Source organism: Enterococcus sp. AZ040 (assembly GCF_050499185.1).
GTDB classification, from domain to species: domain Bacteria; phylum Bacillota; class Bacilli; order Lactobacillales; family Enterococcaceae; genus Enterococcus_D; species Enterococcus_D entomosocium.
In genome coordinates this window covers 2,829,142-2,851,833 of record NZ_JBMHEW010000001.1, presented here as the reverse complement: position 1 = coordinate 2,851,833, position 22,692 = coordinate 2,829,142, and the positions used below count along the sequence as shown (strand labels likewise).

The 22,692-nt window shown below is 42.2% G+C and carries 24 protein-coding genes; 18 read left to right on the top strand and 6 right to left on the bottom strand.

Going from position 1 to position 22,692, the window contains the following annotated elements:
* Positions 1-440 precede the first annotated feature (440 nt).
* Both IGK63_RS13070 and IGK63_RS13065 read left to right on the top strand, forming a co-directional pair.
* Positions 441-1,067, top strand: a complete 627-nt coding sequence (locus IGK63_RS13070; protein ID WP_005234022.1) for a restriction endonuclease — start codon at positions 441-443, stop codon at positions 1,065-1,067.
* A gap of 227 nt (positions 1,068-1,294) precedes the next feature.
* Positions 1,295-1,540, top strand: a complete 246-nt coding sequence (locus IGK63_RS13065; protein WP_016608418.1) for a hypothetical protein — start codon at positions 1,295-1,297, stop codon at positions 1,538-1,540.
* A gap of 27 nt (positions 1,541-1,567) precedes the next feature.
* Here IGK63_RS13065 and IGK63_RS13060 read toward each other — a convergent pair whose 3' ends face one another.
* Positions 1,568-2,341 (bottom strand): MurR/RpiR family transcriptional regulator, encoded by a 774-nt coding sequence (locus tag IGK63_RS13060; RefSeq protein ID WP_010749961.1) that lies wholly within the window; start codon positions 2,339-2,341, stop codon positions 1,568-1,570.
* Positions 2,342-2,521: 180 nt separating this feature from the next.
* On the opposite strand from IGK63_RS13060, the gene IGK63_RS13055 reads away from it, so the two are divergent.
* The 4 genes from IGK63_RS13055 to IGK63_RS13040 all read left to right on the top strand — a co-directional run bounded on the left by IGK63_RS13055 (position 2,522) and on the right by IGK63_RS13040 (position 7,157).
* On the top strand, positions 2,522-4,093 hold the full coding sequence (locus IGK63_RS13055) for an alpha-glucoside-specific PTS transporter subunit IIBC (RefSeq protein ID WP_016612789.1): 1,572 nt from the start codon (positions 2,522-2,524) through the stop codon (positions 4,091-4,093).
* Positions 4,094-4,121: 28 nt separating this feature from the next.
* Positions 4,122-5,453, top strand: a complete 1,332-nt coding sequence (locus tag IGK63_RS13050) for a 6-phospho-alpha-glucosidase (RefSeq protein WP_010749959.1) — start codon at positions 4,122-4,124, stop codon at positions 5,451-5,453.
* A gap of 65 nt (positions 5,454-5,518) precedes the next feature.
* A complete protein-coding gene (locus IGK63_RS13045; RefSeq protein ID WP_016612788.1) occupies positions 5,519-6,685 on the top strand; it encodes an MFS transporter in 1,167 nt (388 codons plus the stop codon).
* A 13-nt stretch (positions 6,686-6,698) separates the two neighbouring features.
* The gene (locus tag IGK63_RS13040; protein WP_016612787.1) at positions 6,699-7,157 is read left to right on the top strand and encodes a PTS sugar transporter subunit IIA; all 459 of its coding nucleotides are present in this window, start codon (positions 6,699-6,701) and stop codon (positions 7,155-7,157) included.
* A gap of 55 nt (positions 7,158-7,212) precedes the next feature.
* Here IGK63_RS13040 and IGK63_RS13035 read toward each other — a convergent pair whose 3' ends face one another.
* The 3 genes from IGK63_RS13035 to IGK63_RS13025 are packed head-to-tail and all read right to left on the bottom strand — an operon-like array spanning position 7,213 to position 9,766.
* Entirely contained in the window at positions 7,213-7,986 is a 774-nt protein-coding gene (locus tag IGK63_RS13035; protein ID WP_016612786.1) for an ABC transporter permease, read from the bottom strand.
* A 5-nt stretch (positions 7,987-7,991) separates the two neighbouring features.
* Positions 7,992-8,795 carry an ABC transporter permease gene (locus tag IGK63_RS13030; RefSeq protein WP_086372351.1) on the bottom strand — a complete coding sequence of 268 codons (804 nt, stop codon included), beginning with the start codon at positions 8,793-8,795 and terminating at the stop codon, positions 7,992-7,994.
* Positions 8,792-9,766 (bottom strand): ABC transporter ATP-binding protein, encoded by a 975-nt coding sequence (locus tag IGK63_RS13025; RefSeq protein WP_016612782.1) that lies wholly within the window; start codon positions 9,764-9,766, stop codon positions 8,792-8,794. The genes IGK63_RS13030 and IGK63_RS13025 overlap by 4 nt, the downstream gene beginning before the upstream one ends.
* 396 nt (positions 9,767-10,162) lie before the next feature.
* Here IGK63_RS13025 and IGK63_RS13020 point away from each other — a divergent pair, with 396 nt between their 5' ends.
* Complete coding sequence (locus tag IGK63_RS13020) at positions 10,163-10,831, top strand: CPBP family intramembrane glutamic endopeptidase (RefSeq protein ID WP_034872126.1); 669 nt, start codon at positions 10,163-10,165, stop codon at positions 10,829-10,831.
* 46 nt (positions 10,832-10,877) lie between these two features.
* Here the strand turns inward: IGK63_RS13020 and IGK63_RS13015 are convergent, their stop codons facing one another.
* Positions 10,878-11,669 carry a helix-turn-helix domain-containing protein gene (locus IGK63_RS13015; protein ID WP_008380558.1) on the bottom strand — a complete coding sequence of 264 codons (792 nt, stop codon included), beginning with the start codon at positions 11,667-11,669 and terminating at the stop codon, positions 10,878-10,880.
* A gap of 235 nt (positions 11,670-11,904) precedes the next feature.
* Here IGK63_RS13015 and IGK63_RS13010 point away from each other — a divergent pair, with 235 nt between their 5' ends.
* The 3 genes from IGK63_RS13010 (at position 11,905) to IGK63_RS13000 (ending at position 14,692) form a co-directional block, all read left to right on the top strand.
* Positions 11,905-12,918: an acyltransferase family protein gene (locus IGK63_RS13010; RefSeq protein WP_016612780.1), complete on the top strand. Its 1,014-nt coding sequence runs from the start codon at positions 11,905-11,907 to the stop codon at positions 12,916-12,918.
* 177 nt (positions 12,919-13,095) lie between these two features.
* A complete protein-coding gene (locus IGK63_RS13005) occupies positions 13,096-14,160 on the top strand; it encodes a DUF1002 domain-containing protein (protein ID WP_008380562.1) in 1,065 nt (354 codons plus the stop codon).
* A gap of 160 nt (positions 14,161-14,320) precedes the next feature.
* A complete protein-coding gene (locus tag IGK63_RS13000; protein ID WP_008380564.1) occupies positions 14,321-14,692 on the top strand; it encodes a YccF domain-containing protein in 372 nt (123 codons plus the stop codon).
* A gap of 257 nt (positions 14,693-14,949) precedes the next feature.
* Here the strand turns inward: IGK63_RS13000 and IGK63_RS12995 are convergent, their stop codons facing one another.
* Positions 14,950-15,801, bottom strand: coding sequence for a MurR/RpiR family transcriptional regulator (locus tag IGK63_RS12995; RefSeq protein WP_016612776.1), 852 nt, complete (start codon positions 15,799-15,801; stop codon positions 14,950-14,952).
* Positions 15,802-15,953: 152 nt separating this feature from the next.
* Between IGK63_RS12995 and gnd the strand changes: the two genes are divergently transcribed.
* The 8 genes from gnd to IGK63_RS12955 all read left to right on the top strand — a co-directional run bounded on the left by gnd (position 15,954) and on the right by IGK63_RS12955 (position 22,690).
* Positions 15,954-16,853: a phosphogluconate dehydrogenase (NAD(+)-dependent, decarboxylating) gene (gene gnd, locus IGK63_RS12990; RefSeq protein ID WP_008380568.1), complete on the top strand. Its 900-nt coding sequence runs from the start codon at positions 15,954-15,956 to the stop codon at positions 16,851-16,853.
* An 11-nt stretch (positions 16,854-16,864) separates the two neighbouring features.
* A complete protein-coding gene (locus tag IGK63_RS12985; protein ID WP_016612775.1) occupies positions 16,865-17,866 on the top strand; it encodes a D-isomer specific 2-hydroxyacid dehydrogenase family protein in 1,002 nt (333 codons plus the stop codon).
* A gap of 15 nt (positions 17,867-17,881) precedes the next feature.
* Complete coding sequence (locus IGK63_RS12980) at positions 17,882-18,985, top strand: iron-containing alcohol dehydrogenase family protein (RefSeq protein WP_034872125.1); 1,104 nt, start codon at positions 17,882-17,884, stop codon at positions 18,983-18,985.
* Between the two features lie 11 nt (positions 18,986-18,996).
* The gene (locus IGK63_RS12975; RefSeq protein WP_008380575.1) at positions 18,997-19,830 is read left to right on the top strand and encodes a PTS mannose/fructose/sorbose/N-acetylgalactosamine transporter subunit IIC; all 834 of its coding nucleotides are present in this window, start codon (positions 18,997-18,999) and stop codon (positions 19,828-19,830) included.
* A gap of 19 nt (positions 19,831-19,849) precedes the next feature.
* The gene (locus IGK63_RS12970) at positions 19,850-20,707 is read left to right on the top strand and encodes a PTS system mannose/fructose/sorbose family transporter subunit IID (RefSeq protein ID WP_008380577.1); all 858 of its coding nucleotides are present in this window, start codon (positions 19,850-19,852) and stop codon (positions 20,705-20,707) included.
* Positions 20,708-20,725: 18 nt separating this feature from the next.
* Positions 20,726-21,232, top strand: a complete 507-nt coding sequence (locus IGK63_RS12965; RefSeq protein ID WP_005228434.1) for a PTS system mannose/fructose/N-acetylgalactosamine-transporter subunit IIB — start codon at positions 20,726-20,728, stop codon at positions 21,230-21,232.
* Positions 21,233-21,334: 102 nt separating this feature from the next.
* Positions 21,335-22,210, top strand: a complete 876-nt coding sequence (locus IGK63_RS12960) for a hypothetical protein (RefSeq protein ID WP_008380581.1) — start codon at positions 21,335-21,337, stop codon at positions 22,208-22,210.
* A 24-nt stretch (positions 22,211-22,234) separates the two neighbouring features.
* Positions 22,235-22,690 carry a PTS sugar transporter subunit IIA gene (locus IGK63_RS12955; protein ID WP_008380583.1) on the top strand — a complete coding sequence of 152 codons (456 nt, stop codon included), beginning with the start codon at positions 22,235-22,237 and terminating at the stop codon, positions 22,688-22,690.
* Positions 22,691-22,692 lie beyond the last annotated feature (2 nt).

Here is a 22,692-nt window from a genome sequence, read left to right as displayed (position 1 = left end):
CGAGGGAAACCTTTTTTGTTTTTATAGGTAATAGACACTCAACTGCTAAACCGAAAGAAACCATTCAGAATCTGTTACAAACAAAGTAAAAGGACTCAATAAATCTGTAGGCAAGAATGTGGAAATTAGCACTGTAACGAATCCTATCTAGTAATTTTCGAAATGGAGCAATGATCAAGAGTGGTTTGATTTAATCATCGATTATTATTGAATATTCAAACTTCAATTGACATTTATCTTGAATAAAATTATCATTAAATTAATAATATTCCGTTATAAGTTTCTTATTTTTGACTTATTTTATCGAGTTCACACGATTTTTATTGAGAAAAGTAGATAGTTCTCTCTTTAAGAACCAGTTTCTATTCTACATAATTAAAGACCACTCACTAGCTATGCTTTAACGAATCACATCCAAAACAATCAAGAAAGGAAGAGACATGTTTTCATTTAAGAAAAAGAAGGAAGTCATTAATTTCCCAGAACTAAGCAACCATAATGAACGTACATACCCGAAAAAATTGAAAAAGATTGTGGCTCAATTAGAAACCTGTAAATCAGAGGATTTGAATTATATTGCTGAATGTATTTTACAAAAGATGGGATATACCGTCCAAAACATCGATGGTTACAAAGATGATGGTATTGATGTGTATGCTTTTTCTAATAATAAAAAGGCAATAGCGGTCCAATGTAAAGCCTGGAATCCGCAAAAAACAACGGAGCGGATCAGTAAGCCACTCGTTGCCGCATTTAAAGGGATTTTTCCAGACAAAGGGTTTCCCAATGGGCTTTTCATCACTACACATTTTTTTACAGATCAAGCATTAGAAATAGCCGGTGATAATCTACTGTTGGTTGATAGAAAAAAACTGATTGAGCTTCTTGCACATTTTTATCCAGAGATGATCAGTGAGTTGTTTTATTATAAAACCTTGACGGAATTAGAAGAATGCAAGAGTTGTAAAAATGGGAAGAAGTTGAAACTCTACAATAAGAAGAAGCGCAACTATTACTATATCTGTGAAACGTGCGGTGAGTATAGCTCGTTTAATTATTCATCATGAAAAAAAACAAGAGAAAAGCGTAATGAATGAACGGATATCCGTTATTCATTACGCTTTTTTCGCGACTTATGTCACAGTCATTTTTTTTCTCAAATTAATTTTAACAAATGTGTCCTATACGTCGGGTGTAATGACTAAAACAGCCTCGTTTGTTTCGGTAGGTTCGTAGCCAGCTTCCCGTGTTTTTGACGACTTAAAGTGTATTTGAATAGAAGAAAACGTAAGAAATGGCAATCAAGCAAACCAACAATAAACCAGAGAGTGACAGAAAAAGCAGCATGATTCGCTTCTTCTTCAATCCAAGTACAAGTATCACTACATTCAATAGAAAGAAAACAAGTAAAATCGCTAAATATTCCATAACTGGTCCTCTTTTACGTTTTTATTTATCTTACCAGAGATTGGCTGCTTTTCCTAGCAGAAATTGGCTGAAAATGGCTTATTCAAGCGTCTTTCAAAATACTGTAAGTTAAATGAATTAAGGAAAACCAAGAGAACTTTTATGGCTCTGAGACGCTTGCGGCTTGTTTTTGCCAAGCATCATATTTTAACAATAAGTACTCGATCACAAAGAAAAGTGTGGCGGTCGTTTCAAAGGGAGCGATCGCATTTTCGGTTGACTGGATCTCTGGATTTAAAAAGAAAATCGTTTCAGAACAGAGTTTAGAAACCGTTGAGTTTCTCAGCTTCGTGATCCCGATCGTGTTGATATTGCGCTGTTTCAGTTGCTTTGCTAGTTTGACAACGGTGGGTGACTCACCGTTTAAAGTAATCAAAATCACTAAATCATCTGGCTCTATGATGCGATAAAATTGTTCATTGACTGAGATCGCACCAAAATCGTAGACAAGTAGTCCATTAGGCAAAAATAAGAGTTTCATATAATTGGAAACAAGGTTTTGAATGTCCCCTGAACCATAGACAAAGATTCGTTTGGCATGAGCCATCATCTTGCACAATGCTGTAAAATCTTTCTTTTTTAAATTTTCAATCGTTTGAATATGATTGTCTAGAATTTCGCCTTCAATCTCAGAGAGTAGGGCATTTTCTTGTTGTACCTCGTTCTTTAAATGGTATTTGAATTCTGAAAAGCCATCAAAGCCGATTTTTTGACAAAAGCGCATAATCGTCGTCCTAGAAACGATGCACTCCTTGGCTAAATCATTGATGGACATTGCCAAGCAGTGCTTTTTGTGAGTGGTGATGTAGGACCAGATCAAAAAGTCATTCTCGGTTAATCTTGACTGGTAGGTAGTGATACGGTCTTGCAGCATAGGCTATCTCCTCATTTTATCTCTCCATTGATTCTGTGTGACAATTCACATTTTATGTGAAAAAAACCTTTCAAATGTGAGAAACTTTTAAACAACGGAAAAGGGTTTCATAGCATCATTTTAATAGTAAAATGAGAATCAGTAAAGCGCTTAACTAAAAAACGTGAAGGACGAAAAACTATGATGAAAAAAATTCAAAGGTTCGGCGGAGCGATGCTGGCACCGGTCATGCTGTTTTCCTTTTTCGGGATCGTTATCGGCTTTTCTCTGCTATTTTCGAATCAGACGATTATGGGGGATATCGCAGCACCAGATACCCTCTGGTTCAAATTTTGGAATGTGATCGCAGCAGGAGGCTGGACGCCCTTCTTCCAATTACCGCTTTTATTTGTAGTAGGGCTGCCGATCAGTCTAGCTAAAAAATACGCCGCTCGCGCTACGATGGAGGCACTCGTTACTTATATCGCTTTTAATTATTTTGTAAATGCAATTTTAACTTTGTGGCCAGAATCATTTGCGGTAGATTTAGCTCAAGGGGCAACTGCTGGTTCTGGGTTGACCTCGATTGCAGGAATCATCACCTTAGATACCGGCATGATGGGCGGCTTGCTGATTTCGGGAATCGTTGTCTATCTCCACAATCGCTTCTATGAAAAAGAATTGCCAGAAATGCTGTCGAATTTCAGCGGATCAGTCTTTGTAACCATGATTTCCTTTTTTGCCATGGTTCCTTTGGCAGTACTCATGTGTTTTGTCTGGCCAGTTATCCAAGAGGGAATGAGAAGCATGCAAGGCTTTTTCATTGAATCAGGAAACTTCGGTGTCTTTATTTATCAGTTCTTGCAAAAAATACTGATTCCAACAGGCTTGCATCACTTTGTTTATGCACCGTTTGCCTATGACAGTGCGGTTGTCGAAGGGGGAATGGCCGTTTATTGGGCCTCCCACATTGGCGAGTTCCAAACTACTGCGTTTTCGCTGAAAGAGCTCTATCCGTTTGGCGGTTTCTCACTATCAGGAATGTCGAAAGTCTTTGGAACGGCAGGTCTGAGTTTAGCGATGATCCAAGCGGCTCGGCCTGATAAAAAGAAAAAAGTGATCGCATTGATTGCACCGGCAGCATTGACGGCTATTTTGACCGGAATCACTGAACCAATCGAGTTTACTTTCTTGTTTGTTGCACCAGCATTATGGTTTGTTCATGCTTTACTGGATGCTTCGATCGCCACAATCTCCTATGCTTTCGGGGTTGTCGGGGACTTTGGCGGCGGATTGATCAACTGGTTAGGTCTAAATTGGCTGCCCTTGTGGAAATTTCACAGTTCAACTTATATTACCCAAATCATTATCGGGCTGATTTTTACCGCTATCTGGTATTTTGTGTTCTCCTTTATGATCAAGAAGTTCAACTTAAAAACGCCTGGACGTGAGGATGATACTGCAGCAATGCAGTTGTATACAAAAGCAGATTATGACAACAAAAAGCAAGATGAAAAATTACCAAAACATGTGCGGCAAGCACAGGCCTATATGCACTTGGTAGGTGGGAAAGACAATGTCATTGATGTAACGAATTGTGCGACACGGCTGCGTTTGACTGTTAAGGATGCCGACAAAGTTGCAGATAGTACGCAGTTTCAAGAAGCAGGTGCCTCAGGATTGGTCAACCCTGGAAATGGCGGCATTCAAATCATTGTAGGATTAACGGTACCAACGGTTAGAGAATCATTCGAAGAACTAATGGCCGAATAAAACAGAATCACAAGGAGGAACAAGTACCATGAGTAAGAAAAAAAGTTCAATTTTAATTGCAGGTGGCGGAAGTACCTATACACCATCGCTAGTTATGATGTTATTAGAAAGTCAAGAGCGCTTTCCAGTTAGAAAAATCAAATTTTATGACAACGATGAAAAGCGACAAGAAACCGTAGCAAAAGCTTGTGCGATCATTATTGCCGAGCGAGCGCCAGAAGTACAGTTCGAATATTCAACCGATCCAAAGGAAGCTTTTACGGATGTCGATATCGTAATGGCACAGCTTCGTGTCGGCAAATATGCTATGCGGGAACAAGATGAGAAAATTCCTTTCAGGCATAATGTTGTCGGACAAGAGACCTGCGGACCTGGTGGTTTAGCTTATGGCCTGCGCTCGATTGGACCGATCTTAGAACTAGTCGACTACATGGAAAAATACTCGCCAGATGCCTGGCTTTTGAACTATTCCAACCCAGCAGCAGTCGTTGCCGAAGCGACCAGAAGATTCCGACCAAATTCAAGAATCATCAATATTTGTGATATGCCAGTTTGTTTGGAAGATATCATGGCGCGAGTGATTGGGTTGAAGGATCGGAAAGAATTTGAGACGAGCTATTTCGGCTTGAATCATTTTGGCTGGTGGACCAGCATCAAAGACCATGACGGCAATGACTTGATGCCACAAATCAGTGCGCATGTTCAAAAGTACGGCTACACCGAACAAACACAAAAAGGCCAGCATAAAGAAAGCAGTTGGCTGGAAACGATGTGGGCGGCTAAAGATCTGCACGAAATTGAACCAGAATTTTTATCGAATACCTATCTGAAATATTATTTGATGGCTGATGAAACGGTGGCTCATGCGGACAAAGAGTATACCCGTGCCAATGAGATCATTGACGGACGAGAGAAGTATGTGTTTGATGAATGCCGACGAATCGTTGCAAACAACACAGCAGTTGATACAACATTTGCCTCAAACGAACATGCTTCCTTTATTACAGACCTTGCTTGCGCACTAACCTTTAATACGAAAGAACGCATGATTCTTATTGTTGAAAACAACGGCGCAATTGCCAACTTTGCCCATGATGCAATGGTGGAACTGCCTTGTCTAGTTGGAAAAGATGGCTACGAAGTCTTGTCGATCGGTGATATTCCAACATTCCAAAAGGGATTGATGGAGCAGCAGATCGCATCTGAAAAATTGGCAGTTGATGCTTGGGAACAAGAGTCTTACCAAAAATTGTGGCAGTCCTTTACTATGAACAAAACTGTACCAAGTGCGAAAGTCGCCAAAGAAATATTAGATGAAATGATTGTGGCGAACGAACCATATTGGCCAGAACTTAAATAGGTCCAGCAGGTAAAAAGGAAAGGGATCGGCTGAAGGAATTTCCTTCAGCCGATCATAAACAAAGAATGGAAATCAAACACAAATTTCAAGTAATCTATTTTGTTCAATATGCAACGATGGCGATTTTGATGACACAAATCGTTCCTTTTTTAACTGAGCAAGGCTATGATGCGCTTGAAAGAGGCTGGTTTTTAGCCTCCTACAGCATCACGACAATTCTTTTTCAGTTAGTGATCGGCTATTATTCGGACAAGAGCAAACGATTAAAACGTATTTCGCTGCTTCTGATGATCTTTCTGGTTTTCTTCTCCATTAGTTTTTATTGGTTAGGAAAAGACCACTGGCTGATCCATTTTCTGGTATTGGCTATTGCGGGTGGATTAGCCAATACAACAGCAACGGTGCTCGATAACTGGGTATTATCGGAGTCCAGTACTTCAAAAAGAATTGCTTCAATCAAAGCAAACGGCTCTTTAGGGTGGAGTATGATGAGTGTCTGCGTGCCATTCTTTTTATTTTCCAATAATTATCGCTGGTTTAGTTTGCCGCTGCTCCTCTTTTTGCTTATCAATTATACATTTTCACGAACGATCCCAGAGAAAAACGCCTTACCGCAAAAGCAAGGAACAGCAACAAACAGCGGTGTCTCGCTGGCAGACATTCTTCTGTTATGCAAAGACCGACGCTTTTTGGTTTATACGGGACTGTTCTTTCTCTTGTACTTGACAATCGTTGCGAACAATACGGTCGTTATCGACAAGCTGATTACAATGGAAAGAGGCAGTGAATTTGTTGGTCTGAAATGGTCGATCCAATCCTTTTGTGAAATTCCAGCGTACCTTTTGCTGAATCGCATGATTGCTAAATGGAAAAATGAGCGCTTGATTTTGATTGCAGGCATATTTTTAACCTTACAATTTTTTGTCTATTGGCTTGCTAGTAGCCCATTCTTACTTTTGGCAGCCAGTTTTCTGCAGTTTTTCACTGTACCGGCATTTACCATCGGCAGTCGAATGATTATCAGTGCTATTACACCGCCAGCTGTTTTTTCTTCTGGACAACTGATATCGATCAGTGTGTACATTGGTGCGGCATCGTTTCTTTCGCCATTAGCTGGCGGCTTTCTTTCGCAGGTGCTGTCCCTCGATACTGCCATCTTTATCTTTGGTTTATTGCCCTTCGTAGCTTTTCTTATCTATTCTAGCTGTCAGAGAACACTGTCGGCAATCTAAGGAGGAATTACGGATGCTTTTTAAAAGAAAAATAGAAATTTGTGCACCGGCAACAGGCCGACTGCTACCGATCGAAGAAGTACCAGATGAGGTATTTTCGTCTAAAATGATGGGAAATGGATTTGCCGTTTCTCATCATCACGGAAAAATCTATGCACCAGCAGCCGGGACGGTTCGAACGATTTTTCCAACACAGCATGCCTTAACCGTTGAGTTGGTGGATGGCCGTTCCCTTTTGATCCACATGGGAATTGAAACAGTGGCGTTAGCAGGGGAGCCCTTCACGATCGCGGTCCAAGAAAACCAGTCAGTCACGACAGGTGAGCTGCTGGCAGAAATGGATGTAGCAGCAGTTGAGGAAATGGGCAAAGAGACCATGGTGATCGTTGTCTTCATGGAGGAACAAGGCGGGAAGTGCCTGCGAACTGACGGCGATATTCAGCAAGGAGAAGCTGTTTTTCACTTGAAATAACCGAATAAAAAAGGAGCGCATTCTCTTAGTTTCAAAGAGAGGCGCTCCTTTTTATTTACGAACCCGTAGAAATATAGTTCTTCAAACCTACTCGCCAAAAGAAGAAGGCGGGAAAGGCAAAGAGCAGACAAACCAACGGCGATAAGATCCACCAAGGATTAGTTATGCGACCAATGACATACAAGAATGGATAATACTGAAACCAAGCCATCGGCACGACGTAGGTCAACAAACGCAAGACGTGTTTTCCGTAGATACTAAATGGGTAGCGACCAAATTCTCGGGCACCATCGGTAAAAATATTCATAAATTCAAGTCCTTGGATCGTAAAGAAGGAAATGGCGGCATACACTAAGAACAATAGGGCGAAAAAGAGGGCGCCGCAGACGATCATTAGAAAAAGAGTCAGGACATTTCCAAAATGCCAAGCAATTCCACTATTGGGAATCGCATACGCAAACAACAGCAAGGCTTGAATAAAACGACCGAGACGAGAGAACTCCATTTTGGAAGCTAAGACTTGAAAGATCAAGGATCGAGGACGCACGAGTGCCCGATCGAACTCGCCATTACTGATCATTTGTGGAAAAAGATCGAACCCGCGAAAGAAGCATTCCGCAATCGAAAAGGCAAACAAAACCGTCGCAAAGGAAAGCAGGACTTCCTCAAAGGTAAAGCCATCCACTTGATGAAACCGGGCAAACATAAACCAAATGCCTAAAAAAGCGGTAAAGGAACCTAGAAATTGTCCCAAAGCAGTTAACACAAAGGAAACCTTATACTGCATCTGACTTTTGAGATGAATACAAAAATAATGCCAATAAACCATATTCCTTAACCTCCTTGCACAACGACACGTTTGAGTGCCTGCTGCAGCCAAATTTTTCCGATCGCGATCAAAAGTACGAGCCAAAACGCTTGTAAGAGCAATGCTGAAACAAGCGCAAAGCCAGTCAGATCCCCGTTGTAAATTCGCAGCGGGACGTTTTGCATGGAAGCAAAAGGCAATAGTTCCACGAATTGGCGAAAAGGCTGTGGAAAGAAAGGCAGAGGAATGACCCCGCCAGCTAAAAATTCACCGATGGAGCTGATGACGATCCGCACCCCGATGGAGGATAATGTGTAAAAAGTCGAGATATAGACCAGCTGCGACATAGCGATCACTACACCTAAACTCAGCGCCATAGACAAAAGAAACAAGAACAGGGCAACGATGTTTGCTGGCAGAATCAAGCGATAAGGTGCTGGCAGTAAAAAGGCAATCACAAAAATCGGTCCGCAACGCAAGAGCGCTTTTGCTAAGCGATTGGCAGCCGATTGGCAAAACCAGCGGTTGTATAGATCCATCGGCCGCACAAGTTCGTAGGCGATCGTCCCTGTGGTGATGGTATTGAAAATTTCTGCCTCAAAGAACCACAACATAAATAAAGACAAAAAGGCTTGCTGGAGCCAAACATAGGAGACGGTTTGTTGAAAGGTCATGGGAAAGGCACTAGGATCTGCTTGGTAAAAGGCGTGGAATGCCAGAATTTCCATCAAGCCCCAAGCTAGTTGCGTAGCCATCCCGGCAATTGCCGCCGAGCGGTATTGCAAGGTATTGATAAAGCGAATGCGGAAAAATGCCTGATACTTCCTCATATTTGATACTCCTGATACAGCTTAGCGACCATTTCTTCGGCGGTGATACTGGCAACGGCCAAATCGGTGATCTCGACTTGATTGCTGAGCAGACTGAGCAGCTGAGCGACCGACACTTCTTTGGGATTAAGTTTCAGAACAAGGCGACCAACGTCTTTTTGAAGCAGCTGGACGTTTTCTGGCAGATGAGGTTCATTCCCTTGATAGTCGATCTCCAGCGTTTTGACATCAGAAAAACGATGCTTTAGTTCATCGAGGCGACCATCCAGCAAAATTTGTCCTTTGCCGATCAACAGAATTCGCTGTGTCAGCGCCTCGATATCTTGCATATCGTGGGTCGTCAGGATGACTGTGGTGCCTTTTTCTTGGTTTCTTTTTTTAATAAACTGACGCACGGCAATCTTTGATACAGCATCTAAACCGATGGTGGGTTCATCAAGAAATAAGATTTTGGGGTCATGGAGTAAGGAGGCGGCGATCTCACAGCGCATACGCTGACCGAGACTCAAGGACCGAGCAGGGGTTTTTAAGATCTCACCTAAATCTAGTAAGGTGACTAATTCTTCTAGGTTGCGCTGATAACTAGCAGCGTCGACTTTGTAGATATCACGGATCAAATCAAAGCTGTCATTGACGGGGACATCCCACCAGAGTTGACTGCGCTGCCCGAAGACGACGCCGATGTCTTTGACATGTTGAATACGTTCTTGCCAAGGCGTACGACCATTGATGTGACAAATGCCTTGATCAGGGGTCAAAATCCCGCACATGATTTTTATGGTGGTACTTTTTCCAGCACCATTAGGCCCGATGTAGCCAACCATTTCGCCTTCATTGATGGTAAAGCTGATGTCTTGCAACGCATGGACGGTGGTGGTTTCACGAGAAAGAAATGCTTTGGCTGCTTGGCGAAAGCCGCTTTTTCGCTTGGACACTTGGAAGGTCTTGCTGAGGTGTTCTACTTGGATCATTTGGATTCACTCACTTTCTTTTGACAAACGCGACAAAAAGAGCATTCGAAATCGAATACTCGCAACGAGTTGGTCCAAACGAACATGGTTGGGGCAGCGGTTCGTCAGCCAAACAAAAGTAGGAACAGTGTAGCATAAGAGAGCGCTTTTTTCAAACACTACTTATATTTTTTTGAGGGCAGCGAAAGAAAAAACGTGGTTTGTTGGATAAAATACGCAAAATAACTGTTTTTATTTTTTATTTGTTGTAAATACTGAGGAAACTCAGTATCATTAGAAACAAGCCGATAGCGGCTAAGCAGTTTCTGGATATATGGGGAACCAAGTGATGGACTGTGTCATGATTTGTCGTAACCCAATCCTGCAAAATGCAATGAGCAAACAATGGAGGAGAGCATGAAAGCAGTAAAGAACTTATTTATTTTGATTGGCTTATTCTTACTAAGTCAAGTAGGGATGACCGTATTCAGTGTGGTAAAAATCTATTATTTGGAAGCAGGAGAGCCGAGGATTCCTGCGATGATGAGCTACGGGTTGATTGCCTTGCTTTTGGCAAACATTGGCCTACTGATGTATTTGGCTCGGAAGCTAGGACTTGCCACCTTTGACTTTGGGTGGTCAACGAAGCGCAACTGGCTATGGATCATCGGTGGTTTTGTTTTAGGTCGAGTCGTTGCTGTTGGTGGTACCATGTATCTGCAGCATATATCCGATCAAGAGGCGACCGCGAATGATGCATTGTTAGGGGAACTGTTTACAGGCGAAAATCCGCTTTTGATCTTCCTATTGATCGCTGTGGCGGCGCCAATCATGGAAGAAATCGTTTTCCGTGGTGGGTTTATCGGCCTTTTATTCAAGAAATACCCGATAGTCGGGATCATTTCAAGTGTAGCCGTTTTTAGTATCATCCATTCCGTCACCAATCTGGTCGAGTTTTTGATCTACGGTGCTATGGGGCTGATCATGGCGTTGATTTATGTAAAAACCAAGCGCTTAGAAACAGCCATCGCCATGCATTTTCTCAATAATGCCTTGGCGGCGATCGCAATGATCTTGTTAGGTTAAGAAGTCAGCAAAAAACCACCGATCAAAACGATTCGGTGGTTTTTGTTTACTCTGGCAGTTGTCCTTGTTCAAAGGGTAATTGTTCCAGTTCTTCTGCAGTAAAGAGGAGATCGCCTTCGTCTTCGATAGAAAATGCGTCACCTGCTGCAGATTTTTGATAGGCGCGCGCTTTATTCATATTACGAAGATAAAGATCCTTGTTTGCATTTAATTCTGGTGCAGCTAAATTGTCTTCGCGATTGCTGCGAATGACGATTTTGCTTGTTTGCGTGCCAAAATGAAAACCGTGATAACCCGAAACCATTAATTGGCTGGCATTTTCGCTGCTGTATTCTTTATAACCCGACAGACGGCCCGTTTTTACCATTGGCCGATCGATCGTATAAGTGATCAAGTATTCCGTATCTTCAGGCAGCTGAATCACTTGTCCGGTTTCCTGATTCGTTATCTCAGTGGCAGGCAAGTGGTACTTTTTAATAGAAGTGATCGTTAGGTCTTCTTTTGTGAAAAAGACTGGATCGATCCAAAATCCTGCCAGCAAAATCGTACTTAAGCTAATACTGAGAACAGTCAAAAGGGCGATCAATACGAGGCCAATTCGTTTTCGGTGGGTGGTCAGATTGAGTTCTTGGACCATCTGTTTGTCTTCTTTTAATAAATAGTCCAAGGTCAATTCAAAATAGTTGCTCAGTTTGACTACTTGGTCTAGATCAGGATAGCTCTTGCCGTTTTCCCATTTTGAAATCAGTTGCCGAGTGACAAAAAATTCCTGCGCCAATTGTTCTTGCGTGAGATTTCGTTTGGTGCGTTCTTCTTTAATAATTTTCCCAATATCCATGTGTCTGTTTTGCCTCCATCATTCTTCTTATATATTATAGCAAACTCTTTTCTATGCGAACGAGGATCTATGAAATTAACGATGCAACAAAGGGTAACATCCTTTATTTATCAATGTTTCTACTTGTTGCACTGTCTTTCTATTCTGGAAGCTTTCAGTGCTGGTCATAAAAAGAAAGGTCCAGTAGAGTGAAGTATGTTTGATCAAATTTGACGGAGAAAGGAGAAACGATCGAATGAAGACAAAACACCTTATGGTTCCAATTGGCTATACCCAATTCTTCGCTTCCTTACTGGTGATTCTCGTTCACTGTGGTCGACTGGCAGAAAACAACGGGCTTCATTTTTTGTTAAAGAGTCTCTTATGTCGTTTGGCGGTTCCTTTTTTTCTGCTGCTGAATGGCTATTTTTTTCAAAAGAGCACCTGTTCATGGCAGCAATGGTGCAAACGACAACTCAAGCTTTATTTGCGTTGGTCGATCGTGTACCTTCCCTTAGGTTGGTTTTATTTAGGACAGCAAAATCTTGCCGATCCATTACGGGTCATCGGTTTGGCTGCTGGCTTTTTAACAGTAGGGGTCTGGTACCATCTTTGGTATTTTCCAGCGTTGCTCTTTGGCATGTGGTTAGTAAGGAAAACCCGTTTTCTTGGCTATCGGTGGCAGTTTTTACTGGCGATCAGTTTGTATTTGATTGGCTGTCTTGAAACGTACAGCAGTTATTTAAGTGGACCATTATTGGTATTTTATCAAAATTATCGGACCCTATTTTTTACAACGAGAAACGGTCTTTTTTATGGGTTTCTTTTTTTGCTGTGCGGGTTTTGTTTAGGTGAACACCAGAAACGTCCTTTTTTCGCGAAGCATCTTGGCAGAAAATTTGCGGTCTCTCTTTGCTTATTAGGCATTGAAGGTCGACTGGTGTATCTCAATCAGGGGGACGATAAGAATTTCATGCTGTTCTTTGTGCCGACGACTCTTTTTTTCCTTGCTTGGCTGATCAAGCAGCAACCACAAAAGCGGACTTGGCAAGCAAAACAAGCAGCTGAGGCTAGTCGATTGATCTTTCTGAGTCACCCGCTGTTTCTGGAATCCGGGAAAGTCTTTTTTTTACTAGGAGGGTTTCCGTTGTTCTTTTATACGATAGTTTTAACGGGAGCCTTTCTCGGCTTGAGGAAAGTGGGCAGTCATTTCAAATCCTATGCTGTTGGGTTTGCTAAAAAAACAGTTGATGAAAAGAAAAGCGCCTAAAGCATTGCTGCACCAAGGATAAAACCAAGTTACACTTTTTTTAAATAGCAGCAGAGTTCTAAGTTTTTCTTCATTTCAGACCCTAGACGTAGGCTTTGCAAGAAAACCTATAGTACAATAACAGCAGTAAGAGGGAAAAATCCCTGAAAAAGAGATCAACACTTGGAGGATATAGTGATGAAAAAACAGACTCGAAAACCAGCGATGATTTTAGCGACTCTCTTGGTATCTAGCCAAGTTTTATTAGCAGCACCACAAGTTTTTGCTGACGAAACCAATTCAACGACGAGCAGTTCCACTGCAACAAGCAGTTCTACCGCAACGACAGCCACTACCGACAGTCAAACAAGTACCTCTGACAGCAGTTCAGATCGTTTGCAAGTCAATGCTGTGGCGATCGGAAATGCCTTGACGAAAGCACAAGAAGACTACACACTTGAGCGCTTAGGCATCCAAGGCGAAACACCGATTTATACGACAAACGGTAATGACTTGATGAAATACATTCCCGATGGCGGCTTTACTGCAGATTGGGCGGTCTATAGCTCGGTCAGAATGCAGACTTTAGAAAGCGGGGCAGGAATCACTGTCGATATCGCGACACCAGATAACATTACCCGCATCACTGCAGCCCAGTACCAAAATGCAGCGCTGACGGCAGGGATCACTGATGCGAAGCTAACGGTCGCTTCTGCCGTACCGATCGACGGTTCCGGAGCTTTAGCTGGGGTATACAAAATCGTTGAAGAATCAGGCGGTGTCATCAATCAGAATCGAGTAGCCGTAGCTCAAGATGAGATGGATGTGCTGTCTACGATCACCGAAGAGAATAAAGATAAAGAAGGCTATTCCGATGAAGCTTTGAATGCAGCGCAAGAACAAGCGAAAACCGATTTGGCTGCTCAAACTGCAGATGGTACGGAATTAACCCAAGCAGATATTCAAGAAACAGTAGAAAAAGCCTTGAAGGACAACGGACTTGAAGGAATCGTTACGGAAAATCAAATTTCTGAATTGACCTCTTTGATGAGCGACATGCGAGACAACAATATCTTCGATGACTTCATCAAAGAATTGGATCTGTCAGAAGCCCGCAAGCAAATCGAAGAAACCTCTAAGGGCCTTTGGGAAAATATCAAGAGCTTCTTTAGCGGCATCTGGTCTTCGATCACCGGTGTCTTCGGCAATGACTCAAATGAATCAAATAACAGCAGCGAATCAACGGTTGATTCTGGACAATAAGCATTTTACAAAATAACGTATTTCGCTTGTATTAAGAAAAAAGAGAAGAGCGCAGGGGAAGGAGCAGGGACGCTAGTGCACATCTGAGTGCTAACGATGTCCTCTGCTTTCTTTGCTAAAACAGGAGCAGTCTTTATTAAAAGAGAAGGAGGGCAATCAGATGAATTTTTTAGGCAACGTGATTTGGTTTGTCTTTGGCGGCTTGATCGGTGCGATCTCATGGTTTTTGGCTGGGTGTTTATGGTGTATTACCATCATCGGCATTCCCATTGGTCTGCAATGTTTTAAGTTTGCGACTTTGTCATTAGCACCATTTGGGAAAGACATCGTTTACCGTGGCGGTGGCGTGTCCGTGATTCTCAATATTTTATGGTTGATTTTTTCTGGTATACCACTGGCTTTAGGACATTTAGCTAGCGCAGTCCTTCTAGCCATCACGATCATCGGCATTCCATTTGCGGCGCAATCATTGAAAATGGCGCGCTTAGCGTTGATGCCCTTTGGAGCAGAGATTGTGTCTAGTCGTTATTGATTTACCCCAAAAAATAGTCTTAAAAAACCACATTACAGAGCGGATAGCTTTGTGATGTGGTTTTTTTGCGAATATCAGCAAGAGTAAGGGACAAGATTTTTGGCAGGCTCACCGCAGTTGAATTTCAGAACTGAAAAAGTTGTTAAGAAACCAAAGAAGAGGACAGGAAAAAACACACAAGTTTTTTTGCATATCAACCGTGATTCACAAAAGATTTAGCGAAACACAGAAAAATGTTAAGTTTTTTTCTTCCCTTCTCAGGGTTCTTTGATTTTTGAAATGGAGCGCCGAATTTTGGCAATCGATTGTTGTGCTTTGTCTCGATTAATAAACATTAAGATGACATAGAGGGAATCCATGATGCTCAGTTGAGCGATTCTGGATGCCAATGCCTCTGAGCGAAACTCAGTTTCTTCGGAAATAGAGATGAAAACCACGTCGCCGAGTTTGGCTAAAGGAGAAGCAGCATGGCTAGTAATGACGATAATTTTGGCACCATTGTTTTTGGCAACTTGAGCTAGTTCAATGGTTTCTCTTGATTTTCCAGTATGAGAGATAAAAATGCCGCAATCATCTGGCGTCAACAATGAAGCCTCCATCAGTTGGATGTGATAATCACTGCTGTGGAAAACAGTGATCGGCGAGCGCAAAAATTTGTGATAGGCATCGGTTGCCACGATTTCTGAACCACCAACGCCGAAGAAAAAAAGTCGTTTAGATTTATTGACCATTGCAGCAGCAATCTTTAAATCTTCTTCTTTTAAAAGATTTTTGGTATCAGTCAGTGTGGTCATATTGGAATCAAATACTTTTTGAGCCATAGTCAATTCATTATCAGACTTCTGGATATTTTCATGGATCGAAATGGCAGAAAAATCATTTTCCTGCATCAGCATTGCCATTTTGAAGTCTTTAAATCCGTTGTAACCGAGTTTTTTTGTGAATTGAAAAAAGGTCGAATCAGCGATGCCTAATTCATTGGATAAATCACTGATTGAACTGTGGCTGACTTTACTAGGATTTTCCAAAATGTAGTCGGCAATCGCTTGTTCTTTGAGACTTAAGTCTTTATAAAGCGTTTTTATTTGCAGTCGAATCGAAACAGTCAAAGACGGTTACCTCCTTTATATGAACATTATCATCTTTGTATTGTTACGTTACCTCTTTTAAAGAAAAAAAGCAAATAAAAATTATTTTTATTTTTATTGTTTACAAAAAAATATTTTTTTGTATAATGGAAGTATGAAATGGAGGCGCTATCATGGAGGTAGGAATTATCGGACTTGGAAAAATGGGATTGAACTTAGCCCTCAATTTAAAAGATCAAGGTTATCAAGTAAAAGGGCTGGATCTTTCGGTACATGCGCAGAAAACAGCGCAAGAAGCTGGAATCACACTCTATCAAACGCTAGCTGATTTGACGAATTCCTTTAGCGGCCGACGGATTTTATGGTTGATGCTTCCTGCGGGAACGGTGACTGAGGGGGTTCTTGAAGAACTATGGACCCTTGTATCAGCGAAAGATATCGTGATTGAAGGCGGAAATTCTAATTACAAAGATTCGATTCGCCGAGCAGCCTGGTTTAAAGAAAAAGAGGTGCATTACTTTGATTGTGGGACTTCTGGTGGGGTTTCCGGAGCTAGAAAAGATGCATGTTTGATGATTGGCGGGAATGAGATCGCTTTTTTAGAGGTGGAATCTTTGTTTGCAGATGTGGCTGTTTTAGGAGGCTACCTTTACGCAGGGGAATCAGGAAGCGGTCATTTTCTAAAGATGGTCCATAACGGTATCGAATATGGAATGATGCAAGCGATCGGTGAAGGCTTTCAATTGATTGAACAAAGTGCCTATAACTTTGATTTGGCTTCCGTCGCGGAGGTATGGAATCATGGATCGGTTATTCGCAGCTGGCTGATGGAAATCGCAGCGGCCCAATTTAATGAGAGCCCTAAGTTGGAGGAATATCGCGGGGTTGTTGCAGCTTCTGGTGAAGCTAGGTGGACAGTGGAAACGGCTTTGGAGATGAATGTTGCTGTACCGACGATCGCTATGAGTTTGTTTATGAGAAATTTGTCCCAAGAAGAAGACAGTTTCTCAGCAAAAGTCGTCTCTGCGCTAAGGAATGGTTTTGGTGGTCATGAGATTGTTGCAAAAGAGTAAGGAGGAAGAATATGGAACAGTTTAAGATCGCTATAGTGAATTCCAGCAGCTTTGGAAAAATCTTTCCGCAACATATCGAGCGGTTGAAAGCAATCGGAACTGTCAGTCCTTTCACGTTCGATAGCGAAATCAACGGGAAAGAATTGGCAGAAAAGCTTAAGGGATACAACATCATTATAGCAAGTGTTACCCCATTTTTTACCAAAGAATTTTTTGAGTACAAAGATGAATTGCTACTGATCACACGCCACGGGATCGGCTATAACAATATTGATTTAGAAGCAGCGAAGGACCACCAAACGATTGTTTCGATCATTCCAGCTTTGGTCGAGCGTGATGCAGTAGCAGAAAATAATGTGACCAATCTATTGGCGCTTCTGCGCTGTACAGTTGAATCGAATACAAAAGTCCGCGAAGATCAATGGGAAAAACGAGCGAACTTTGTCGGACGCGCACTATTTAACAAGACAGTAGGCGTGATTGGTGTCGGCAATACTGGAAGTTGTGTAGTAGAAATATTGAGAAATGGTTTCCGCTGCGAGATTTTGGCATACGATCCATATAAGTCCGCTTTGCATATTCAAAGCTATGGCGGAAAAAAAGTCGATCTAGACGAGCTGCTAGCAAAATCAGATATTATTTGTCTATGTGCTAACTTGACGGAGGAAAATTATCATATGATTTCCTTTGAAGAAATTTCAAAAATGAAAGATCAAGTGTATCTCTCCAATAGTGCCCGTGGCGCACTTTTGAATGAAGAGGCAATTGTAAGCGGATTAAAAAGTGGGAAAATCGCTGGTCTTGCCACCGATGTCTTAGAGGAAGAGCCTGGTCATAAAGATCATCCGTATTTAGCTTTTGAAAATATAGTTATGACACCGCATACATCAGCTTATACTATGGAATGCTTAGAAGAGATGGGAAACAAATGTGTAACGGATATTGAACGAATCGTTAAGGGACTGCTGCCAGACCGTGCTGTTCAAGCGGAAAGTCGGTTTTTGGCTGTATAAAGGAGAGTGAAGCTCGTGCTAACGGATTTAAAAGTAAAGGTTGGACCGCAAGTTTATCGTTACCATGAAGGCGCGATCGACTATGTGCCGGAAGTATTAAAAGAGTACAAAGTAAAACGACTGCTGCTCGTACATGGAACGGTTTCATGGGAAAAAGCGAAACCAAAATTACCCTTTTTAGAAGATGCGCATTTGGAAATTTTTTATCATCGCTACACAGGAGAATGTAGCTATTATGGCGCTGGACTGATTGCTGATCTTGTTGAAGAACTGGCGATCGATTTTATTCTGGGGGTTGGTGGCGGGAAGTTAGCCGACTTAGTGGGATATGCAGCACATGTAGTCAATCGACCCTTTGGACTGATCCCAACATTGGCCAGTAATTGTGCACCATGGACACCCTTGTCTGTCATGTATAAAGAGTCGGGAGAATCTGAAGGGAAGTCGGAACACTATTTAAGACAGGCTGCTTTTTTGATTACCGATCCGACGTTAGTGATCGATGCACCAGTCTCCTACTTTATCGCCGGTTTAGCAGATACGTTGGCAAAGTGGATTGAATCGGAAGCAATCTTAGCCCAACCACATTTGAAAAATGAGCCTTTCTTGCAAATGGCAGGCTATACAGCAAAATTATGCGAAACAGCTATTTTGACACAATCGAAACAAGCGATTGAAGATATGAAGCGGCAGGAAGTGACAGACGCCTTTTGTCATTTGTCGGAGATCGTTATTGCAGTTGCTGGAATGGTAGGCGGGCTAGGCGATAAATATGCCCGCAATGCAGCGGCGCATGCGATGCATGATGCCATCAGTAAATATCTTCCTGAGAGTCATCGTTTTCTTCACGGGGAAAAGGTTGCCTATGGGATGTTTTATCAATTAGCGCTTGAAGAAAAATGGACGGTCATCGATCAGTTGATCCCCTTTTATCAAGAATTGCACTTACCAATGAGTTTACATCAAATGGGTATTTTTCCTGAAGATGCACAAGTCATTGATCAGTTGGTGCAGTTCATAGATTCAAAAGAAAAAGTACACTTGATTCCAGTCTTAATCACCAAAGAACGCTTGAAAGAAGCTGTTCTTGATTTAGAAAACTATTTGAAAGAAGTTTAGGAGGAGGAAAAATGGATACATTAAGTGTTACACAAAGTTTACTGATTGCGCTATGGGTTGCAGCAGTCATGTCTCGTTGGCTCGGCGGAGGCGCCACACTGACTTTACGTTTTTCACCGTTGATGACGGGATTAGTTGTCGGACTGGTGATGGGAAATGTGCCTCAAGCCATGATCGTCACTGCCGCTTTACAAATGATTTACATGGGGGTATTTTCTCCCGGCGGATCCATGCCGGCGGAACCTTCGATTGCAGCGGCGATTGCCGTACCGGTAGCTTTGCTAGGAAATCTGCAACCAGAAGCAGCGATTGCTGTTGCCGTACCTGTTGGTTTGCTTGGGAGTTATTTATATCAGTTCCGTTTCTTTATCAATACCTTCTTAGGAAAATATACGGATAAAGCAGTGGAAGATCTTAATGACAAAGCAATGACTCGTTCAATAATTTTATACCCAACGCTGGCTTCATTTATTTTATTTGTTCCGCTGGTATTTATTGCACTTTATTTAGGCGCTCCACTGATTGCTGATGTCATCAATGCTCTTGAGGGGACAGTCGTTATCCATATTTTAGAAGTAGTCGGCGGCGGATTGGCAGCGATCGGGATTGCAACTACCGTCTATGTGATCGGTCGAAAAGATTATATGGTCTTTTTCTTCTTGGCCTATTTCATGAGTGTAGTTTTCAGTTCGCTGGAAATTACCATGGTCACCTATGCGATTTTTGGTATTTTGATCGCGTTGATTTTTGTTCAGTCACAAAAAGGAAAATTGGCCCCAGCCCCAGAAACGAATACAGCATCACCATCCTTTGATGATGACGATGACTATGATGACGGGTTCTAATCGATAAGGAGGAGCAGTAATGACCGAAATAATTCAAAAAGCGCAAGGCGCACCGGAAGAAATCACGAAGAAAGATGTCACAAAAGCATACCTAAGATGGCATTTCGCCAATGAGATCCCGCATTCGTTTGAACGGTATTTATCACCATCGCTTTTATACGCCATGATGCCGATTTTGCGCAAACTTTACAAAGACGATGAGGCACTGAAAGCTGCCTACAAACGCCAACTGTTGTTTTTCAATACCCAGCTAAGTTGGGGTGGCGGTGTTATTACTGGGCTGATGTCATCAATGGAACAACAGCGAGCCGAGGAAGAGCATGAGAAAAAAGAGATCTTGATGCAGGATGATCTAATGTACAACACGAAAGCTGGTTTGATGGGTGCTTTAGCAGGAATCGGGGATGCCATCGACTCAGGAACCGTTCAATATATCTTTATTGCGATTGCCGTCCCTTGGGCACAGCAAGGAAGTCCGCTAGGTGCGTTGTTTCCGTTCATTTGCTTTGCACTGTATCAAGTTTCTCTAGGAATGTTTTTTGCCCGCCAAGCGTTCTCAATGGGACGCAACGCAACTGGCTTGATGCAGAGTACAGGTGTTCAAACTGCCATTGAAACACTGTCGGTTCTCGGTTTGTTTATGATGGGGGTTCTGGCTGGAAACTATGTCAAAGTCAGTTCTTCGCTGCAGTTTGATATTTCTGGACGAGAATTTATTATCCAAGATATCCTTGATCAGATTGTACCAGGGATCTTGCCGTTAGCAGTTGTAATGGGCGTCTACTGGTTCTATACAAAGAAAGGATTAAAAGTCACGCAAGCATTGCTATGGCTGACTTTGATTCTGATTATTTTAGCCGGTGTCGGTATTTTATAAGAAAAGGAAGTGTCAACAATGGGTGTAGTAAATTTAGCACGAGTAGATGAACGATTGATCCATGGGCAGGTCATGATGACCTTGTCGCAAAAAAGCGGAGTCAACTCGATCTTTGTAGTGGATGAGGTAGTAGCTAAGGATAAGTTCATGCGGGAATTATACAAAAATGCCGGTAGCCGCACAGGGCAAAAAACGATCGTCGTTACACCAGAAAAAGCCAAATTTTACTGGGATGAATACAACTTCAAAGATTACAACTGTATTTTGATCGCTAAAACCGTCAGTGTGATGTACGACTTAGTCAAACACGGCGTGCCAATGAAAGAATTGAACATAGGCGGTATCGCCCAAAAAGATCCCGAGAAAGATCTCTTGGTAACAAAATCTGTTTATTTAAATCAAGCTGATGCGCAAAAACTCAAAGAAATGAACGAAGCGTACGGTGTGGAATCAATCTATTTTCAAGCAACACCTTCTGCACCGAAATCAACCCTTAAAGATGTGTTGAAGCAGTTCAATTTGTAATCATTGAGCGCGTTCGTCATCTGTTGAAGAGGAAGGCGGAGGGTCTTATAAAAATAGAGTTCCTCCTTCCTTGTCAGTAATTTGTGAATAGGAGAATCCGCCATGAATCAAACAGAAGCATTTCGTGATTGGCTTTTTCGTTATCGATATGTCTATCGGTCGCGATCAACGGATAAAAGCAAACAAAGATTTTTGAAGGCACTCATCGCGGATATCATTCCATTTCGCAAAGACCTTCAGGTGATCGAGTATGATCACACGAAAAAAAACGCCTCACGCAATTTGTATGTTGGTGATCTGACCAAAGCAAAACGGATCATCTGCACATATTATGATACACCGCCAGAGCATTTCGGCGATTACCATTTTTTTGATCGGCAGGAGCAAGGCCGTAAAACAAATCAATTTATTCTGACTGCTTCAGCAGTGATGATTCTTTTAGGGTTGTTAGGTACCTGGCTTTATATCCACTTTGCCTCAGGGAGATTTCCCTTATTGTCTTGGCAAACAGCGCTTTTTGCTTCAGGGGTCGGTATTTATTTTCTGCTATTAAATCGCGTAAGCCGCGGGGCAGGATTTCAGCAAAATCTAACCCGCAATACCTCCTCTATCTTAGCGCTGCTGTCCCTAATCAGTCAAAACAGTCAAACAACGACGGCCTTCGCATTTCTTGATGAAGGAAGTTACGGAGAACGCGGGTTGGAAGTGTTACGTGATTCAGTAAGGCCGAATGCGAAGATTTATTATTTAGATTCTATTGGTGCCGATGCTCCGATTCGAGCTATCGGCAAGCAATTCAATGAAGGGCAACTCCAGCAGTTGTCAATCGAACACAGTAGTGAAGCAATGGGCAGCATCAACTATCTGTTTTGTGCAGAAAAGCAACAGGATCAGACGTATGTGTTGCCTAAAAAACAATTAAAGCAAAAAGAGCTGAATAGTAGGAATATGCAAAAAGTCCTTGCGTTATTTGGTTAGGAAGCGAAAAAGGAGGAACAACATTTGTTAGGAATCGTATTGGCAACTCACGGACAGCTGAGTACTGGTTTTAAAGATGCCGCAGAGGTGATCATGGGCAGTGTCGAAAATATTGCGGTCGTTAATTTGAACCACGGAGAGGATATTCAACTTCTGGGAAACAAAATCCATGAAGCAATCCATGAAACAGATCAAGGGGACGGTGTCGTGGTGTTTGCTGATCTATTGAGTGCCAGTCCCTACAATCAGTCGGTTGTAACGATCAATCAATTAGATGAACCACTTCAGGAAAAGACGTATGTGATCGGCGGAGTGAATCTACCGATGGTATTAGAAGCAATCAATCATCAATTTTTGGCGACACCGATTGAACAGGCGGTGGCAGCAGTGATCCAGCAAGGAGAAAACAGTGTAGCGATTTGGCACAATTCTTCAGCAGGTGATAGTAGCGAAGAAACTGATGAGGACGATGATTTTTAAAA

Bases quoted from the DNA above. Each gene is read 5' to 3' on its own strand.
- IGK63_RS13040 (WP_016612787.1), top strand. From the start codon at position 6,699: ATGCTTTTTAAAAGAAAAATAGAAATTTGTGCACCGGCAACAGGCCGA.
- IGK63_RS13020 (WP_034872126.1), top strand. From the start codon at position 10,163: ATGAAAGCAGTAAAGAACTTATTTATTTTGATTGGCTTATTCTTACTA.
- IGK63_RS12960 (WP_008380581.1), top strand. From the start codon at position 21,335: ATGAATCAAACAGAAGCATTTCGTGATTGGCTTTTTCGTTATCGATAT.
- IGK63_RS13030 (WP_086372351.1), bottom strand. From the start codon at position 8,795: ATGAGGAAGTATCAGGCATTTTTCCGCATTCGCTTTATCAATACCTTG.
- gnd (WP_008380568.1), top strand. From the start codon at position 15,954: ATGGAGGTAGGAATTATCGGACTTGGAAAAATGGGATTGAACTTAGCC.
- IGK63_RS13005 (WP_008380562.1), top strand. From the start codon at position 13,096: ATGAAAAAACAGACTCGAAAACCAGCGATGATTTTAGCGACTCTCTTG.
- IGK63_RS13050 (WP_010749959.1), top strand. From the start codon at position 4,122: ATGAGTAAGAAAAAAAGTTCAATTTTAATTGCAGGTGGCGGAAGTACC.
- IGK63_RS13010 (WP_016612780.1), top strand. From the start codon at position 11,905: ATGAAGACAAAACACCTTATGGTTCCAATTGGCTATACCCAATTCTTC.
- IGK63_RS12975 (WP_008380575.1), top strand. From the start codon at position 18,997: ATGGATACATTAAGTGTTACACAAAGTTTACTGATTGCGCTATGGGTT.
- IGK63_RS13070 (WP_005234022.1), top strand. From the start codon at position 441: ATGTTTTCATTTAAGAAAAAGAAGGAAGTCATTAATTTCCCAGAACTA.
- IGK63_RS13055 (WP_016612789.1), top strand. From the start codon at position 2,522: ATGATGAAAAAAATTCAAAGGTTCGGCGGAGCGATGCTGGCACCGGTC.
- IGK63_RS13035 (WP_016612786.1), bottom strand. From the start codon at position 7,986: ATGGTTTATTGGCATTATTTTTGTATTCATCTCAAAAGTCAGATGCAG.
- IGK63_RS13000 (WP_008380564.1), top strand. From the start codon at position 14,321: ATGAATTTTTTAGGCAACGTGATTTGGTTTGTCTTTGGCGGCTTGATC.
- IGK63_RS13065 (WP_016608418.1), top strand. From the start codon at position 1,295: ATGGCAATCAAGCAAACCAACAATAAACCAGAGAGTGACAGAAAAAGC.
- IGK63_RS13025 (WP_016612782.1), bottom strand. From the start codon at position 9,766: ATGATCCAAGTAGAACACCTCAGCAAGACCTTCCAAGTGTCCAAGCGA.
- IGK63_RS13045 (WP_016612788.1), top strand. From the start codon at position 5,519: ATGGAAATCAAACACAAATTTCAAGTAATCTATTTTGTTCAATATGCA.
- IGK63_RS13060 (WP_010749961.1), bottom strand. From the start codon at position 2,341: ATGCTGCAAGACCGTATCACTACCTACCAGTCAAGATTAACCGAGAAT.
- IGK63_RS12965 (WP_005228434.1), top strand. From the start codon at position 20,726: ATGGGTGTAGTAAATTTAGCACGAGTAGATGAACGATTGATCCATGGG.
- IGK63_RS13015 (WP_008380558.1), bottom strand. From the start codon at position 11,669: ATGGATATTGGGAAAATTATTAAAGAAGAACGCACCAAACGAAATCTC.
- IGK63_RS12985 (WP_016612775.1), top strand. From the start codon at position 16,865: ATGGAACAGTTTAAGATCGCTATAGTGAATTCCAGCAGCTTTGGAAAA.
- IGK63_RS12970 (WP_008380577.1), top strand. From the start codon at position 19,850: ATGACCGAAATAATTCAAAAAGCGCAAGGCGCACCGGAAGAAATCACG.